The sequence below is a fragment of the Tunturiibacter gelidiferens genome (assembly GCF_013410115.1).
In the GTDB taxonomy this organism is placed as follows: Bacteria; Acidobacteriota; Terriglobia; order Terriglobales; family Acidobacteriaceae; genus Edaphobacter; species Edaphobacter gelidiferens.
In genome coordinates this window covers 994,475-1,010,592 of the sequence record NZ_JACCCV010000002.1, presented here as the reverse complement: position 1 = coordinate 1,010,592, position 16,118 = coordinate 994,475, and the positions used below count along the sequence as shown (strand labels likewise).

11 protein-coding genes, 1 tRNA gene and 1 pseudogene are annotated in these 16,118 nt (G+C 56.6%); 6 read left to right on the top strand and 7 right to left on the bottom strand.

Features of this window, described 5'->3' with window-relative positions:
• Positions 1-75: 75 nt before the first annotated feature.
• Both HDF12_RS22945 and HDF12_RS16210 read right to left on the bottom strand, forming a co-directional pair.
• Positions 76-141, bottom strand: coding sequence for a hypothetical protein (locus HDF12_RS22945; RefSeq protein WP_373563983.1), 66 nt, complete (start codon positions 139-141; stop codon positions 76-78).
• Positions 142-196: 55 nt separating this feature from the next.
• Positions 197-568 (bottom strand): hypothetical protein, encoded by a 372-nt coding sequence (locus tag HDF12_RS16210; protein ID WP_257025704.1) that lies wholly within the window; start codon positions 566-568, stop codon positions 197-199.
• Positions 569-930: 362 nt separating this feature from the next.
• On the opposite strand from HDF12_RS16210, the gene HDF12_RS16205 reads away from it, so the two are divergent.
• Together HDF12_RS16205 and HDF12_RS16200 are read left to right on the top strand one after the other, a co-directional pair.
• Entirely contained in the window at positions 931-3,339 is a 2,409-nt protein-coding gene (locus HDF12_RS16205) for a lytic transglycosylase domain-containing protein (protein ID WP_257025703.1), read from the top strand.
• A 211-nt stretch (positions 3,340-3,550) separates the two neighbouring features.
• On the top strand, positions 3,551-3,814 hold the full coding sequence (locus HDF12_RS16200; protein WP_179585024.1) for a hypothetical protein: 264 nt from the start codon (positions 3,551-3,553) through the stop codon (positions 3,812-3,814).
• A gap of 114 nt (positions 3,815-3,928) precedes the next feature.
• Here HDF12_RS16200 and HDF12_RS16195 read toward each other — a convergent pair whose 3' ends face one another.
• Positions 3,929-5,185, bottom strand: a complete 1,257-nt coding sequence (locus tag HDF12_RS16195; protein ID WP_179585023.1) for an ABC transporter permease — start codon at positions 5,183-5,185, stop codon at positions 3,929-3,931.
• 2 nt (positions 5,186-5,187) lie between these two features.
• Positions 5,188-6,423 (bottom strand): ABC transporter permease, encoded by a 1,236-nt coding sequence (locus HDF12_RS16190; protein WP_257025702.1) that lies wholly within the window; start codon positions 6,421-6,423, stop codon positions 5,188-5,190.
• Positions 6,424-6,574: 151 nt separating this feature from the next.
• On the opposite strand from HDF12_RS16190, the gene HDF12_RS16185 reads away from it, so the two are divergent.
• The 4 genes and pseudogenes from HDF12_RS16185 to HDF12_RS16170 all read left to right on the top strand — a co-directional run bounded on the left by HDF12_RS16185 (position 6,575) and on the right by HDF12_RS16170 (position 12,169).
• Positions 6,575-6,664 (top strand) — tRNA-Leu (locus HDF12_RS16185).
• Positions 6,665-6,860: 196 nt separating this feature from the next.
• Positions 6,861-7,022 carry an alpha-galactosidase gene (locus tag HDF12_RS22685; RefSeq protein WP_348641504.1) on the top strand — a complete coding sequence of 54 codons (162 nt, stop codon included), beginning with the start codon at positions 6,861-6,863 and terminating at the stop codon, positions 7,020-7,022.
• Positions 7,023-7,632: 610 nt separating this feature from the next.
• Positions 7,633-7,902, top strand: a pseudogene (locus HDF12_RS16175) (SDR family oxidoreductase); the annotation flags it as partial.
• A 676-nt stretch (positions 7,903-8,578) separates the two neighbouring features.
• Positions 8,579-12,169 (top strand): TonB-dependent receptor, encoded by a 3,591-nt coding sequence (locus HDF12_RS16170; RefSeq protein WP_179585022.1) that lies wholly within the window; start codon positions 8,579-8,581, stop codon positions 12,167-12,169.
• A 32-nt stretch (positions 12,170-12,201) separates the two neighbouring features.
• On the opposite strand, the gene HDF12_RS16165 is transcribed toward HDF12_RS16170, so the two are convergent.
• The 3 genes from HDF12_RS16165 to HDF12_RS16155 all read right to left on the bottom strand — a co-directional run bounded on the left by HDF12_RS16165 (position 12,202) and on the right by HDF12_RS16155 (position 15,924).
• Complete coding sequence (locus tag HDF12_RS16165) at positions 12,202-13,713, bottom strand: hypothetical protein (protein WP_373563945.1); 1,512 nt, start codon at positions 13,711-13,713, stop codon at positions 12,202-12,204.
• Positions 13,710-14,918, bottom strand: a complete 1,209-nt coding sequence (locus HDF12_RS16160) for a hypothetical protein (protein ID WP_257025701.1) — start codon at positions 14,916-14,918, stop codon at positions 13,710-13,712. Before HDF12_RS16160 ends, HDF12_RS16165 begins: the two co-directional genes overlap by 4 nt.
• Before the next feature lie 367 nt (positions 14,919-15,285).
• Positions 15,286-15,924: a TetR/AcrR family transcriptional regulator gene (locus tag HDF12_RS16155; RefSeq protein ID WP_179585021.1), complete on the bottom strand. Its 639-nt coding sequence runs from the start codon at positions 15,922-15,924 to the stop codon at positions 15,286-15,288.
• Between the last annotated feature and the right edge of the window lie 194 nt (positions 15,925-16,118).

Below are 16,118 nucleotides of genomic sequence, written 5' to 3'. Positions count from 1 at the left end.
ATAGCGCGGTTACCGGAGAACTTAGCCCGAGAGGCTGATGTTCTCCGGTGCTGCCGAACATTGAGGGCGCAGGGTTTAGCCGCGCACGAACTTGCGACGGAGTGCGCTGGCTGCTCCGACGAGACCGGTCCCGAAGAGGATGATGGTGCTCGGCTCCGGGGTCGGGGTTGAGGTGACGTTGGTGATGACGATGTTGTCATCGTTGTAGTCGAGGTCGGAGCCGGTAGTCGACAGAGCTGAAGTATTGACCGGTTGTCACGTCGTCGAGGATGAAGACGAGGGAATCGCCGGCTTTGACGGAGAGGGAGACGGAGGAGCCAACCGCGGAGGAGTGGTTGTCGAGGGAGGGCGTGGTCTTTGCGCCTGAGGTCTTGTCCCAGAGAATGATCTTGTCGTCGTTGGCGGCGCTGGAAGCATAGAAGTAGGCGGTAATTTTTCCGTTGCTGGTTGCTGTAAACGACTGATCTGGAGCCAGCTGGCCTACGTTAGCGTAGGGGATGGCATCAGCAAGCAGGGGGGAAAACCCGAGAGCGAGAATGGAAGCAAAGATGAGCAGTGTCAGACGCATAGGTTTCCTCTGGCGGGTCTTCGATCTCTTTTTGGGGTTGGAGAAAGTAATCGTGGGAGCAAAATTTAACTATGAGTTCGCTGCATATGCATATTTGCTCTCTCCTATTTGTCTATTCGGCTGAGGCGGACAAAGGTTTACCCTCTGTGTGGAAGAACGATTTGGAAATTGGTTACTTTTGGGCGGTTTTGATTGAACGTTGCTGGGCCGATAAGAGGCTTGAGGGTAACTGGAACACCTCTCACGAACGATCCGGTGAGGTATCGGCTGAAGTATCTGTGGTGGTTCGTGCTCGATTGGTGCTGCGGAGCTGGAGCGGCGCAGCTTAGAGTGGAGATGTGGGTTGGAGAAACAAGGGAACGATGGTGACCATCAGGGGTAAGGTTTGGTCGGCGGTGGTTGCCGCCTCTTTGATGGGGATGAGCGTGCCGTTCTGGGCGGGCTGTGCAATGGGGCTGGCGCAGAGCACTGAGCTGGCGACGCCGCAGACGAAGCAGACTAAGAAGCCACCGTCCAAATCCGAGACACCTTCCGGAGGCGCAGGGAAGTCTTCGGGCTCCAAGCCGAAGGGTTCGAGCGGAAAGTCAAAGGCCGGATCTTCCAGTAAAGCGAAAGGGAAGAAGGGCAGTACGACTCGGAAGAGTCATGTGGTTTCGCGAAAACCGACGGCGCAGACCATCCACCTGACGAGCGCCTTCAAGGCTTCGGAGCAGCTTCGTCCGATGGCGCAACAGTTGGCTGCGACTCGCTCCGTAGCGGCATATAACGGAGTGGAAGCGTATGCGCGGCAGCATCCGGGAGAAGGTGCGGCTGCGGCTTATCTGGCGCTTGGACATGCTCAGTTGCTGGATCACCGTTATGACGATGCTGTGCGCAGCTATCGGCAGGCGAATGCAAGCGGCACGGCTCTGGACGATTACGCCGATTATCTGGGCGCACAGGCCGCGGTGCAGGCGGGTCATGGAACCGATGCGTACGGTTTGCTGGATCGGTTTGAGGAACGACATCCGGAGAGTATCTTCGATGCGAGTGCGCCGGTGTTGCTGGCGAATGCTTATCTTCAGCAAAATGATCCGCAGGGTGCACTGAAGGTTCTGGTGCCGCTGGCAGATTCGGCGCAGGCGTCGCATGTAGATTTTCGCTATGCGCTGGCGCGGGCTTACCAGACCTCGGGTGATACGACCCATGCTGGCGTGATTTACAAGAGTATTTATGTGGGGTTTCCGTTGAGCATTGAGGCGGCACAGGCGCGGGCACAGTTGCAGGCGATGAATACACCTCCCAGCGCGGCGGAGCGGAAGATTCACGGGGACCAGCTGTTCAACGCCAAGCGATACGCCGAGGCTGGTGAGGAGTACCACGCGATCGAGCACGATGGTTCGGGTTTGAACTCGGCAGATCATGATGCTCTGTTGATCTATGCGGCGGCGTGCGATATGAGGTTGAAGAAGATCAGCCGGCGAGAGGTGGAGAAGCTTCCGGACACCAGGGACGATAGCGCAGCGCTGAAGCTGTATCTGCTGGCGGAGCTGTCGCGAACGGAGAACGACCAGGTCGCGCATGACGCTTTGATTTCGCAGATGGTCAGGGATTTTCCGACGAGCCGGTGGCTTGAGGAGGCACTTTATTCGGGCGGAAATATGTATCTGTTGAAGCACGACCCGCAACAGGCGACTTATCACTACGCGCTCCTGGTGAAGCTGTTTCCAAAGAGCGCGTACGGGCCTTCGGCACACTGGCGGGCTGCGTGGATGAACTATCGGCAGCATAACTATGCCGAGGCTGCTCGCTTGATGGAGGAGCAGATCCAGATGTTTGGCGGGGGGATTGAGATTCCCGGGGCTCTCTACTGGCGCGGACGAATCTACGAGGATGAAGAGAAGGACTTTGGTCAGGCGGCGAACTACTATCGCGCGGTGACGGCCTCTTACGTCAACTCCTACTATGCAGGGCTTGCGAGGCAGCGTCTGAATGTACTGAAGACGCAGGCCACAAGTGTGGCTCCAGCTGCGGCTTTGAGTGCGGTGCACGTGCCTGTAGTTCCCGATCTGACTGGGGAGTTGCCTGAGAACGAGCCTCATCTGATCAAGGCGAGGCTGCTGGCGAATGCGGCGTTGAATGAATATATCGGGCCCGAGATCCAGGCGAGTTCGACATCGAGCGAATGGGGGGCGCTGGCTCAGGCTGAGATCTATTCGTCATATGGGGAGACGACGCGGGCGATTCAATCGATGAAACATAGCGGGATCTCCTTTTTTTCGCTGCCGTTGGACCAGGTTCCGACGATCTATTGGAAGCTTCTGTTTCCGCAGCCCTACTGGGTGGATCTGACTGCTTACTCGCAGAAGAATGGGTTGGATCCTTTTCTTGTGGCGTCGCTGATTCGGCAGGAGTCAGAGTTCAATGCGGGAGTTGTAAGCCATGCGAATGCTTGGGGGCTGATGCAATTGCTTCCTTCGGTGGGAAAGTCCGCGGCCAAGAAGCAGGGAATCAAACACTTCGATGCGAATATGTTACTGAATCCGACTACGAATCTTCAGTTGGGAACACTGAATCTGCGGGAAGTGATGGACCGGTTCGGCGGTCAGGCTGAGTATGCGCTGGCAGCTTACAACGCAGGGGACGTACCGGTGCGACAGTGGATGGCGATCGGAGACTACAAAGACATCGCCGAGTTTGTCGAGTCGATTCCTTACACCGAGACCCGGGAGTATGTGCAGGCGATTCTTCGGAACCGCGAGATCTATCGTGCGCTCTATTCGACCCGGTAGAAGAGAACCAGCGAGGCGTCTCCCCGAGCAAAATTGTGCAAAACGCGGGATTGACAGCGGCAGGAAATCCGTTATGCTTTGCACCAGAAGTAGTGCATAGAGCTACAAGGCAAAAGCCATCCAGGAGGTCTCTTCCGCAGCCCGACAAATCGGTATTGGCGCTAGAACGTGAGTCATGAACCGCAGACAACCGTTGGAAGAAGAGGCAAGCATGGTAGCGGAATTGAACCTACTTGAAGTGTGGATCCCGGAGCAGATGCAGCCGGGTACGTTGTTTCTGCTGGAGCAGGCAGGCGAGCTGGGTAAGGCGGACAACCCTTACTGGGCGGTGCTTGCGTGTCCATCGTGCGGGTCGCTGGGGTTGATTACGAAGCAGCAGTGCGCGGGTCTGCAGGCGATGATCTGCGGAGGTTCCGATTGTTCGGCGGAGTATTTTCTTGAGGATCAGACGATTCGGTATCGTCTGGCTAATTAGAAGCGTGTGTCCTGCCGGACGGGCCTCCTGCGCGGAGGGCGGTCACTTCGTGACTTGTGTACCGGTCTTGGCTGGATGAGTGCGTGAGTGTTCCCGTTGGTCCGGACCAAGGGGCTACTCGTGTCGAAGAGCGACGACGGGATCCATGCGTGAAGCGCGCACCGCGGGGAGGAGTCCAGAGATGACGCCGACCGCGGCGAGGATTGCGAACGAGACGAGCATGATGGTCGGGGAGGCGCGGAGAAGGATGTCGCCCTCATGGTTGGCGGTCTTGTAGATGTCGGAGTAGAGCGGCATCGGCGGAATGAGGTACGCGACGATGACGGCTACGATCATTCCGATGATGCCTGCGAGGAAGGTTAGCGTCAGGCTTTCGAGGAGAAACTGCGTGAGGATGTCTTTGCGGCGTGCTCCGAGAGCTTTGAGCAGGCCGATCTCGCGTGTACGCTCGGTGACCGAGACGAGCATGATGTTCATGACGCCGACTCCGCCGACGCCGAGGGTCATGGCGCCGATGATGCCGAGGAGAAGATCGAGCGCGGTGCTGAACTGCATGATCTCGGCTGAGTCGGCGACTGTGTCCCAACTGGGGACGGCCTTATCGTCTTTGGGGTCGAAGTGGTGCCGTTGCGCGAGGACGGCGCGTACTGCCTGCAGCGCCTTGAGATGAAGTTCGGGCGCGCTGGGTTGAAAGACGATGCTGTCGGGGTCGCGCTGGTTGCGGAGCAGACGCATCATGTCGAAGGGGACGAAGGCGTTTTCGTTGTCTGGACCGTTGTTGGAGGAGTCCTGGATTTTGTTCTTTAGAACGCCGATTACTTGAAAGACGTGACCTTCGATCTCAACCGACTCGCCTACGGGAGGGTAACCGTTGAAGAGCTTTTGCGCGGCGTGCGGACCGAAGATGACGACCTGGCGATGGTCGGTGAAGTCGGCGGCTTCGAAGTAGCGGCCCTGATCGACGTTGAGCCTGCGCATTCCGCCGTAAGGGAAGTCGACTGCTTTGCTCTGGATGTTGACTACCTTTGAGCCGTACTTGAAGCTGAAGCCATCGTCGGTCTCGGAACTGACGGCTTTGAGGAAGGGGACAGCGTCGCGGACGGCTTCGGTATCGCCGTCGAGGAACTTTACTTTTTTGCCGGATCGTTCGCCGCCCGCTTGCATGCTGGTTTGTCCGCCCCACACCATGATGACGTTGTCGCCCAGGCCCATGAAGCCGTTGAGTACGCCCTCTCCGAGGCTCTTGCCGTAGCTGAGCAGGAGGACAACGGTGACCAGGCCCCAGATGATTCCGAGCATGGTGAGACCAGAGCGGAGACGGTTGCGAAGGAGCGAGTCGAGGCTTTGGCGAATGATCTCACTAAGGTTCATCGCTATTCGGTCCTCAGGCATTCCATGGGGCTAAGATTTGCGGCTCGCAGTGCGGGATACATTCCAGCGAAGACGGTGATGGCTGCAAGAGTGGTGAGCGACGCGGCGATGGCCAACGGAGAGATTACTGGATGTGGCACGAAGTCAGGGAGCGGGACGTAGCGCATCGCTATGCAGACACCGACTCCGAGTGCAAGGCCACCGAGACCGCTTACCAACGTGATGATTGCGGACTCGACGAGAAATTGGCGTTTGATGTCGATGGCCGTCGCACCGAGCGCTTTGCGTACACCGATTTCGCGAGTGCGTTCAGTGACCGCGACCAGCATGATATTCATGACCCCGATACCACCCAGAGCGAGAGTGAGGAGCGCTACCGCTCCGAAGAAGAACGTCATGACGCTGAAGATGCGCTCGGTAAACTTCGAGCCTTCGAGAGTGTCCCAGATCCACAACGCTTCTTTGTCGTTGGGATCGTAGTGATGGCGCTCCGCGATGATTCGTGTGACTTGGGCCAATGCTTTTTCATGCATCTCGGGCGATACCGGTTCGACGACGATGTTGTTTACATATCCGCGAATGACGCCGGGGCCTTCGGTGGGTGGGAAGTCACGGGCCATGGCGGAGTATGTTGTGAACAGTTGTGTGTTGTCCGGGCCGCTGCCGTAGCTGCCATTCTGCTTCTTTTTGGCGAGCACACCGATGATGGTGTATTGGTAGCCGCTTACCATAAGCGGTTGTCCGATGACCGGTTTTCCGGGGAAGAGCTGCCGGTTTGCTTCGGCTCCAAGTATTATGACTCGTGCTCCCTCAGCTTCGTCCTGCTCGGTCATGAGGCGTCCTTGCTCGACGGTGAGGGACCGGAATCGCTGATAATCTGGCCACACTCCGCGCACAGCTCGGTTGGCTGCGTTCCACTGGCTGACCTCAGAGACGCTGCGTCGTAGTTCGGGGCTTACGGTCTTTACTAGCGTGGCCTGCTGCTGGATTGCGATGGCGTCATCGACGGTGAGATGGATGTCGCGGCCAGCAGCGTATCCTCCTGCCTGGGCACCGGTCTTGCCGGCAAAGATGATGGCGATGTCGGTGCCGATTGTGCGGAGATGTTCCTTTTGGTCCACGTTGAACCCGATGCCCAGCCCAACGAGCAGGATCACCGAAGTGATGCCCCAGACGATGCCGAACATAGTCAGAAAGCTACGGAGCTTGGTGTCCCAGAGCGCAGATAAGGTTTGCATCAGGATTTCGTTGAATGGCATAGCTGGGACCGACCCGGGATAATATGCAAACTGAGTTTCGAAGATACGCACATATGCTCGTTGATGTTCCGTGACTGGAAGTCTTCGGGAATGCGTTAAGATGGTGCAGGCGGGGTGTTCTTTCTCGCGAGCCCGGATGGTGAAATCGGCAGACACAGCGGACTTAAAATCCGCAGACCCTTATCAGGTCGTGGGGGTTCAAGTCCCCCTCCGGGCACCATCCTACAATTACGCTGTGGTTCAATCTATTGATTTTAGTGAACACTTAGACGCGCTATTTCTGCAAACGAGAGCCTGGAGACGCCAAAGTTTTATGCGGGCTACACGTCGCATGGGCAAGGACAAGCTTCGCATGCTCTTCACAGCTCCAGGTAGCGGGGATTCTGCCAACACATCCGGATCCCAAACCACGACCTGTGATTTACAACTCGTGGGAGGCGACCGAATTCGCTTTTGATGAGGCAGGCCAAATCGCGTTGGCGGACAAAGCTGGCAAGCTGGGGGTGGAACGTTTCATCGTCGATGACGGGTGGTTTGGACAGCGAAACAGCGATCGAGCCGGACTTGGAGATTGGTAATACTGACGCGCTGGACAGATTAGCCCTCCAAGATGGCTTCACTCACGCCGATACGCCAGAGACTATGGCTGCCTGGGTCACGGACGTGCCGAACTTTCTCGACAAGCGTGCGATCCCATTGCAGTTTAGATTCGTATCCGCGATGCAGGGTGCGTTGGGAATTGGGGAAACCTAAGCAAGTGGGCACCAGACGAAATAGATACTGCGGCGCCTTACCGTCTGTAAAGTTGAAACTGCGAGACGGCACTCAGATGAGCGCGGCGACCGATCAGTCTGGGAGCTTTACCTTCAAGAATCCTTCCGCGCGCTCTCAATATTGCTCAAGGATGCCTCGGGGTCTTCACAAGCCAGGTTCCCACAATTGGAGGGGAATTAGTTTGCCACTGAGGCTTGCTGACGACCTGCCAAACTGAGATATACAGCGATCAAGCGACAAGCTCTAGGAGAGGCTTGCGTATCCCGGCTCCTTCGCACCGTGTTCCAATAGCAAACCATTGGAACAGAGATTCAGCAACCGCTTTGGGTTCCTGAATCGAACTTCGCTAGCTCGCTGGCTCCCATTCCCCTTCGGCTGATCGTTGCGTATGCCGGTGCTTAAGCCTCTACCAAGGGAGCAATTGAGACTCGGGTCAGACACTGGGCTGCCATTCTTGGATCGCGTGGCGTACGCGTGAACGCTATCGCGCCAGGAGTAATCGATACGGATATGTCGAGTTTTACGAAGACAGAGTCAGGTCGAGAAGTTGCTCTGGAAATGCAGGCGCTGAAGCGACTCGGCAAACCCGAGGACGTCGCGGACGTAGTCGCTTTCGTGGCATCAGACTGTGCGCGTTGGATCACAGGTGCGAGTATTCCCGTCGATGGCGGCTCGAGGCTTTAAGCGTGAGTGTAAAAGTTTCATCTCGATAGCGAATTCTGAATCAGCAGTAAGAGTCAGCTTGCCGAAGGTTTAGATGGTCAGAGCGTCTTAGACCCGCACTCGCGAATCATCAGCTGCGAGCCTTCGCAGAGTGGCTATGGGATTTTTTTTTGAGGTGGCCATAGCAGATCCCACCAGGTTCGCCTAAAGTCAGTCCTACCAAGTAACGATTCGATTATTTCGAAGTAGTTTATGGCTTACAGGGTGCTGCGGCTTTGGCTTTCTCCACTTTCGATGCGAGCCTGCCTCGTCGATTCTTCCGAAACTAAATGGAAGAATCTATGGCCCGCAATTCTTCGGAAGATTTCACCATGTCGTGTCCGGCGTCCAGAACAAATTCCACCCTCAACAGCATTGAACGTTGCGTAAATAGAACCCAGGCGTGATTACGATCCGTTCCATCTCGGATTGGAAATCTTCATTGCACGAAGCGAAGGGTGCTTCAGGTATTGGCCAATCTGGTCAGTCAACAGCATTCATTCGTCAATGGATCTGATGGAACACATGCCTACCCAAAAAACGACCGCTCAGATTGTTATTCAGTTTGCGTGAGGTCGGCCTGAATACAGCTTGTCGATCCGCGGTCATGCATCGCGGCGTCGCTTTTGATGATCTTGCGAGGCACAGGAGACGAATCATGAAAACACTATGTGGGTTGCTAATACTATTGCTCGCCACAACGTTGAACGGAGCGGGGCAGGCGATCTCGGTCAATGGCGGGTCGATCCAGGGCACCATCACAGATAGTACGGGAGCGATCGTACCGGATGCGACGATCTTTATTCTCGGTAATGACACCAATTCGTCGAAGACTTTGAAGTCTGACTCCAGCGGCTTCTATAGCTTAGGGCCTTTGACTCCCGGGCCTTATACGGTGACAGTGAATGCTGCGGGGTTTGAGAAGCTTACGGTGAAGACGGTTGTCCGTACGGGGACGGCGACTAATGGAAATTTCAAGCTCGCGATCGGCTCCTCGACTGAGACGGTGGAGGTAAACGCCGGCGCGCTTCAGATTAACACGGATCAGGCGGGCGTCAGCGACGTTATCACGAAGGACCAGATCGATTCTCTGCCGGTGAACGGGCGAAACTTTCTCGATCTCGCCCAGATCGAACCAGGGGTCATCCTGCAGAGTGGGGAGTCGTTCGACCCGACGAAGGCAGGCTACTCTGCGATTTCGACAAGCGGTGTTTCGGGTCGCACCACGCGTATTCTTCTCGACGGTCAGGACATCACTGACGAGAACGTCGGAACAACCATCTTCAATGTGTCACAGGGCGCGATCGGTGACTTTCAGCTGAACCGCTCGACACAAGACGTCTCAGGCGAGGTAACCTCGACTGGTCAGGTGCTGGTGTCAACGAACTCCGGAACCAACAAATTCCATGGCCAGGCGTTCTATAACTTTCAGGATCACAGCGCGCTCTTTGCGAGAACTGCGGGCGGCATCGATACTCCTTTTCAGAGGAACCAGTTCGGTGGAAGCATCGGGGGGCCGATTCTCAAAGACAAGTTATTTTTCTTCGCGAATGCGGAGCGCATTAAGCAGGAGTCACCAGTTTCGATCACACTTGCTCCGCTCTTCTCGGCGATTCAGGAGGCACACCCGACAATACCGTCTCCGTACCGAGAGACGTACTCCACCGTTCGGTTGGATTACAGCGGACGATGGGGCGTGCATTATTTCGCTCGCGCCAACTACGACGTCAACAGCTCGAGCTCGAACTTCGGAGCCGGCTATGAGATATACAACAACCGCGATAACACACCTGGTATCGCGGGCGGAGCTGACTTTACAATCGGGCATTTTACCCACTCGTTTCGTGCAAGCTACGAGAAGTTCCATAATCTTTTGATCGACGGTACGACAGGAAACGCCAGTGTTTATAATGGTTTTCCAGGCTTGAACTTTCGTCTGAGCTCTGCGGGTCTTTACTCAGGGCCGAACGTCGATTCTCCGCAAGAAACCTATCAGTCGGATAAGCAGTTCCGCTACGACGGAAGTTGGACCAAAAGCTCTCATCTGATTCGTTACGGGTATAGCATCAATCGCATTCTGGGCGGCGGCTTTGCAAGCTTTCTTGGACTCGCTCCCCGAGCGACGCTTACAGCGTCCACTCAGCTTGCCGACTGCGGAAGTGGAACGCCTGGTCCGTGCCCCTCGGATCCTCTGAACGGGTACTACGCCTCTACCGTGTTGTTTGGTAATGGACAGGGTTTTTTCACAGAGAACCCAGGCTTTGGTCTGCCAGGCGGGGGAGTCGAGGATTGGCGGGAGGGTGCCTACGTCTCCGACAACTGGAAGATTACTCCGAGCTTCACTCTTACTGCGGGAGTGCGGTGGAGCGTCGATACTGATCGGGCTAACCAGGATCTGCCAACTCCGCTCTGCTCCGACGTAACGATCTCTCCTGCCCCTTGCTCTGGCAGCGCGCCGCTCTTCGACCAGTTTCAGCCGGGGCTAGGGAAGAGGATTCACCAGCCCTATGCAAACTTCGGCCCGCAGCTTGGATTCGCTTTCAGTCCCGGGGATCATAAGACTGTCGTGCGCGCGGCCTTCGGCATCTTTTACGAGGGCGATGTCTTCAACAACACCCTCAACTCACGCCAGGCTCTGATCAAGAAAGGACTGTTCAACGATACGAACCACAGTATATGCGGCGGTACAAACTCCCTCACGCTGCCGGACGGTTCAGTCGTCACGAGTGACGGCGGAGTCTCCATTGCCGATATTTGTACGGAGCCTTTGAGTCAGGCAGGCCAGCACTTTATCAATCTTCAAAATCTGTTTCAGCAGGTGACTAAATCGGTTGGCCCGGCCAGCAACGGTCAATATGTCGGGAATACACTGACGATAGTCGGCGCATACGCGGCACCCTATCGAACGCCGTACTCGGAACAGTGGAACGGCGGTATCCAGCGGGAGATCTTCAAGGGGGGCATTCTCTCAGTCGACTATGTCCACAACTCTACTCTGAAGATCGCTCAACAGATTGATGTGAATCGCGTGGGCGCCGCACGTACGCTGAATCTAGCTGCGGCTCAGAACGCGATCGCTTCTGCTACCAGCTCCTTCCACTGCGCTGGCGGATACAGTTCTGCGGCCATTGCCTGTGCTATTGCCGCTGGAGCGCAGATCGCTGACTTCGCGGCAAACGGTCTGGACTCGGGAAACACCTTCCTCAATAGCAATCCCGCGTCGTACAACGGGTTGACAGTGGCTACAGGGGCGGCGTTTCCGGGTATCAATCCAAATCTAGGTGAGGGCCTGTTTCTGTTTCCCGCCGGGAGGTCAGGCTATGATGCGCTGCAGGTGGTATTTCGTGAACAGAAGGCACACCCTGCTCCTGGAATTATGAGTTCCAATCTGCAGATTTCGTATTCCTTCTCGCGTGCCATCTCTACAGCAAACCCCGCGACAAACAATGGGAACACAGGTGTTGGTGATCAGTTCTTTTCATCGCCATCTTACGACTATGACAATCCCACGGCCTATATCGGCCGGAGTGGGCTAGATCATACCCATGAGATCTCGTTTGGAGGATCAGCGACACTGAAGTATGGTCCACAGATCGGTATCATCGGGCACTTCTTCTCTGCTGCGGCCACGAACCTCTATCTTGACAATGGTGGAACGAGCGGCAGCGCGGTAGGGGGTATCTTCCAGTCCGATGTTACGGGCGATGGGACAATCGGCGATATCGTTCCTGGAACCCAACCTGGCGCGTTCATGCATGAGTACAAGGGGAACAATCTCAATAAGTTAATCTCTCAGTACAACTCAACGCAGGCCGGTCAGTTTACGCCGGCGGGTCAGGCGTTGCTTACAGCAGGACTCTTTACTCCGGGGCAACTGTCGGCTCTTCAGGCGACACAGCAGCCGATTTCACCTGTCCCGGAGGCGCGCGGTCCAGAAAACGCTTTTTATCGCGCCCTCGATCTGAGCATCTCGTATCCGATTCGTTTGAGTCGGCTGCGGGAGGGAGTGTCGCTGGTGCCGGGGATCGCATTCTATAACGTTGGCAACTTCTCGAACTTCAAAGACTACATCAACGGCACACTCGCAAACACGACAACCGCGCTGGGCGGGAACGCCGCTTTGAGCGGGTTGCTCAATGGCCCCAACAGCTTCGCCGACCACGATCAGAATCGTGTGCAGCGCGGTTCGGGCACATCGGATATCGGTGGACCGCGAACTACTGAGTTCCAATTGCGACTGAACTTCTAATCATCACGACGGGGCCTTCGGAAGAGTCTTCCCTATGGGACGACGACGTCGAAGGCTCCTGTCTCAATCGTCGCGCTGTGTTTCATCTGGATGAAGATTCGATAGCGGCCAGACGAGGGAAAGCCGTAGGGGAATTCGACGGTGCTGGAGAGCGGCGCGCTGTGTGTTCCCATGTCCATGTTCATGGCTACTGTGTTCATGGTTCCACGGCGGTCGCTCGCATCATTCTCGCTGCTTCCGTTGGCGAGCATGAGCGCGGCCATCGCAGCGGAACCCTCAGGATGAGTGTGGGCAAAGACGGCACCGTCGGTCTTGACGAAGGCTGCGTGACCCGCCATGCCCATGTAAGGCTCAACGTCAGTTGCAGGCTTTCCGTTGGCGTCAAGCAGATGAAAGCGGAAGGCGTATGCGGTGTTTGCGCTGATGGTTGAGGGGCGATCCCACACCATCATGTATCCATCAGGTAGTTTGTAGGAGTTGCCGAGTTGACCCTGGCTGAGCGGCTGCGGAGATCCCTTTGCGTCGTCGGGGCCGAGCGGTCCGCCCGGCATATCGGCTGGAACGGTGATGGTGGAGACGAGTGTTTCGGGGAAGCCGTTCGCGTGAACGATGTCGCCGTAGAGCTTGTAGGTGCCGGCGGGCATGGCAGGCAGCGCGATACGAAAGTCTCCTGCGGAGGCGAGTACGGGATGCAGGTGGAAGACAGCATCCATCTCCGGCTCTCGAATCGCGTAGAGATGCATCAGGTGTCCGTGGTCGGGAAGAAAGTCTTTGTTGGATCGGAAGCTACGCTCCTTGCCTCCATCGTAAGACTGCACGTTGAGATCGAGGGTATTGCCTGAGAGTGCCGGTGTCAGCGCCATGGGGTGATAGACATCCAGCGCGTAACTGGCCGCCTCGACGTTCCACCAGGCCGCGCCGCCCCATATCAAGAGAGCCATGACCACGAGGCTGCCTGCAGTTGCAAGAATGGCTCGACGTCTGCGATTTGGAGATGGAATGGCGCCGGGTTCCAGGCGAGCATCCCGGACAGCCGCGGCGACGATACCGGCCATGCTGACAATCAGGAAGAGGCCAAGGATTCCGAGAGTGATTCCGAGGCCATGTTGCATCTTCAACGTCGAGAGGGCGACGGCGGGTACGGGAACTGAGACGGTTTGAGTTCCTGCGTCTCCAGCGATCTCAAAGCGAACCTGCCAGGAGCCGGAGGCCATCATCCAGATGCTGCCGGTAAAGAATGCCGGGTCGGCGCTGGAGTTTGTCATCGGGTCGGAGGTGGGAGGATGCTTCGACGCTTCCCCGGTGATTGGAAGAGGAGTAATCCGGATGCTTTTGACTGTCGCGCCGTTCGAACGTGCTTCGACGGAAGCTACTCCGGGAATCACGATTGGCGTGCGGATCGTGACGAAGAGTTTGTAGGGGCCTGCATCGACCTGTTCATAGACATCCTTGCTGCCTACGTGAGCGTGGGCTCGGAGGGGAGCGGCGAAGGCACAGAGCAAGAGGAGCAGAATTGCGCGAATCGGGCTGGACAAACGCTTCACCGTTGCACGCTCCGCATCCAGCGTCCGAAGCTGAGGCCGATCCAGGTTCCGATGGAACCGTAGATTGCTGCGCGCAGCAGTCCACCAAACAGAACGGAGCCGTGATCGGGCTGGTAGAAGAGACGCAGGCGATCGAGGCCGTTGGGGCGGGAGTTGTAGTCGAAGTAGATGGTGCCGAAGAAGCGGTTCTCGGATGCCTTAGAGAGCAGGAAGGTAGCGAACGGCCACTCCACGATGACCAGCACGGAGACGAACAAAAAGCCGGAGACGAGAGCGACCATCCAGGGCTTCCAACTGCGGGTTCGCTGCCAGAGCAGATCGAGTGCAAGCGCGGGAGCGAAGATGAGGACGGGGAACTTTGCCGGGACCATGTGGGTGACGGGATAGAAGACGGGACCAAGCTTCGGCTGTGCGGGGAAGAGAGGAAGGATAAGAATCTCTGCGATTGCGAAGATCATGTAGACCATCGCTGCGGAGGTGGCAGCCCACTTGTAGCGGGAGGCCTGGGAGAGCATGGCGAAGACGACCGGAAGGCCGATTGCCATTGCGATGTAAGCAGAGGCCGAGTGGAGCTGGACGTCCCATGTGTACTCGATGAGAAAGAACATCTGGCCGGCTATAAAGAGACCACCAACGTAAAGGAGGAGGCGCTGCAGGGTCTTGAAGGTGCTTTCGCTGGCCTGCTGTCCTTCGGCCGCGCAGCGATTCATTGCGGCGAGGATGAGAAAGAGGATGCCGACTCCGACGCCGCGAATGCCGAGAATTAATAGCGTGTGGGGTGGACTCACGATCTTGACGTCGAGACCGTAAGCGGCGTGCCACCAGTTGTCGAAGGGGGCTGAGGTGATCATCGCGATGCCGCCCCAGGCCGCGATGAAGGCACCGAGCGGGGCGCGGAAGCCGAGGACATTAACCGATGCGACGCGCGTGCTGGAGGAGCGTCCGAAGGTGTTGACCAGCATGAGGTAGCCGCAGATGATCGCGGCCAGAACTCCGCAGGCATAGATGGCCATGTGCGCCGGCGTCCAGAAGCTGTCGCGGCCTATGGAACGATGCCAGGAGACGTCCCAGGCTCCGCCGATGGAGGAGGAGGTGACGGCGAGGGCGCCCCACCAGATGTACCAGGGAACGCTCGAGGTCTTTGAGGCTACCAGCGTGCCAGCCTGCTTTCCAGCGTATGGAGTTGGGAAGGTGGAAGAAGCCATGGTGACCTCGCTCTGATGGGTCCTATCTTATATGTTGCTTTGCGTTGATTTGTCAGGGTTGAGGGGTTACCCCCCTGGGGGGTATTTCTTGCTAAACCACTTATTTTTAGTCGCTTACGCATTTTTATCTTTTCCAAAATCGTCATTCTAAAGTAGTTACAGGTAAATTTGTCTAATCAAAGGAGTTATCGGCTTAAACGAAAAACCCGGCTGAGCTGCCGGGGCTTGGTATCTCTTCTATTTCAGTATAGCTGTTGGCGCGTAACTGATACGCCACGCGTATCTTCCTTATTTACTGAGAGATACATGGTTTGGCGACTTGACAGGATTCTAATGCCATTGGAGCGGTGCCTGCGGGTGAGCAAGACTATGGTTTTGCCGCACGTGGAGTTCGGGTGGCGATTCGCTTCTTTCCCCCTTTTGGCGGTCGTGGCGTGCTCTTACTTCGGATGCCGTTAGCTACGGCGTGAAGAGTCTCATTCGAGAATGCGGCGTCATCGACGGCGCGAGCGATGACGATGGCACCGACGAGGCTTGCGTAGAGTGTGATGGCTCGCTCGCGGCGGAGGCTGGCGGAGCTGCCCTGAACGATTGCAGACAGGTAATCGATGAAGGGCTTGAGCTCTTCGGTTACGATGTGGCGCACGGCGGTGCTTTGCCGGGCGATCTCTGAGCCGAGAGCGGCTATGGTGCAGCCCCGGCCCGCGTTGTCGCGATGTTTGGCGGCGAGGTAGGTATCGGCAAGCGCGTGGACGGGATCGCCAGTGGTCTGGTCGAGTACTTTGATCCAGCTGTCGCGCATCTTTTGGACGGCGCGTCCGCAGGCCTGGGCGACGAGATCATCTTTTGATCTAAAGTGGCCGTAGAAGCCGCCGTGGGTGAGGCCGGCGCTCTTCATGAGATCGGCGACACCGATGCCGTCGATGCCGCGCTCTCGAAAGAGCCTGGTTGCAACATCGAGGATTCGTTCGCGGTTCTCTGCTGCTTTTGTACGGCTTACTCTCATCGAAGATCGACCTTGGGGGTTGATTGAAGTTCGAGTCTTATTTTATGACGATCGTCATCTTTGTTGGGTTTTAGCCATGCCGATGTTAAATCGGTTGTCGAAATTTGCTGACCAGCAAGGAAGTTTTGCGATAGAGTAAACATAACTTTTCGAAAAAATTGATTTTCTTAGTTCTGTGCTTCAGGCGATGCGGC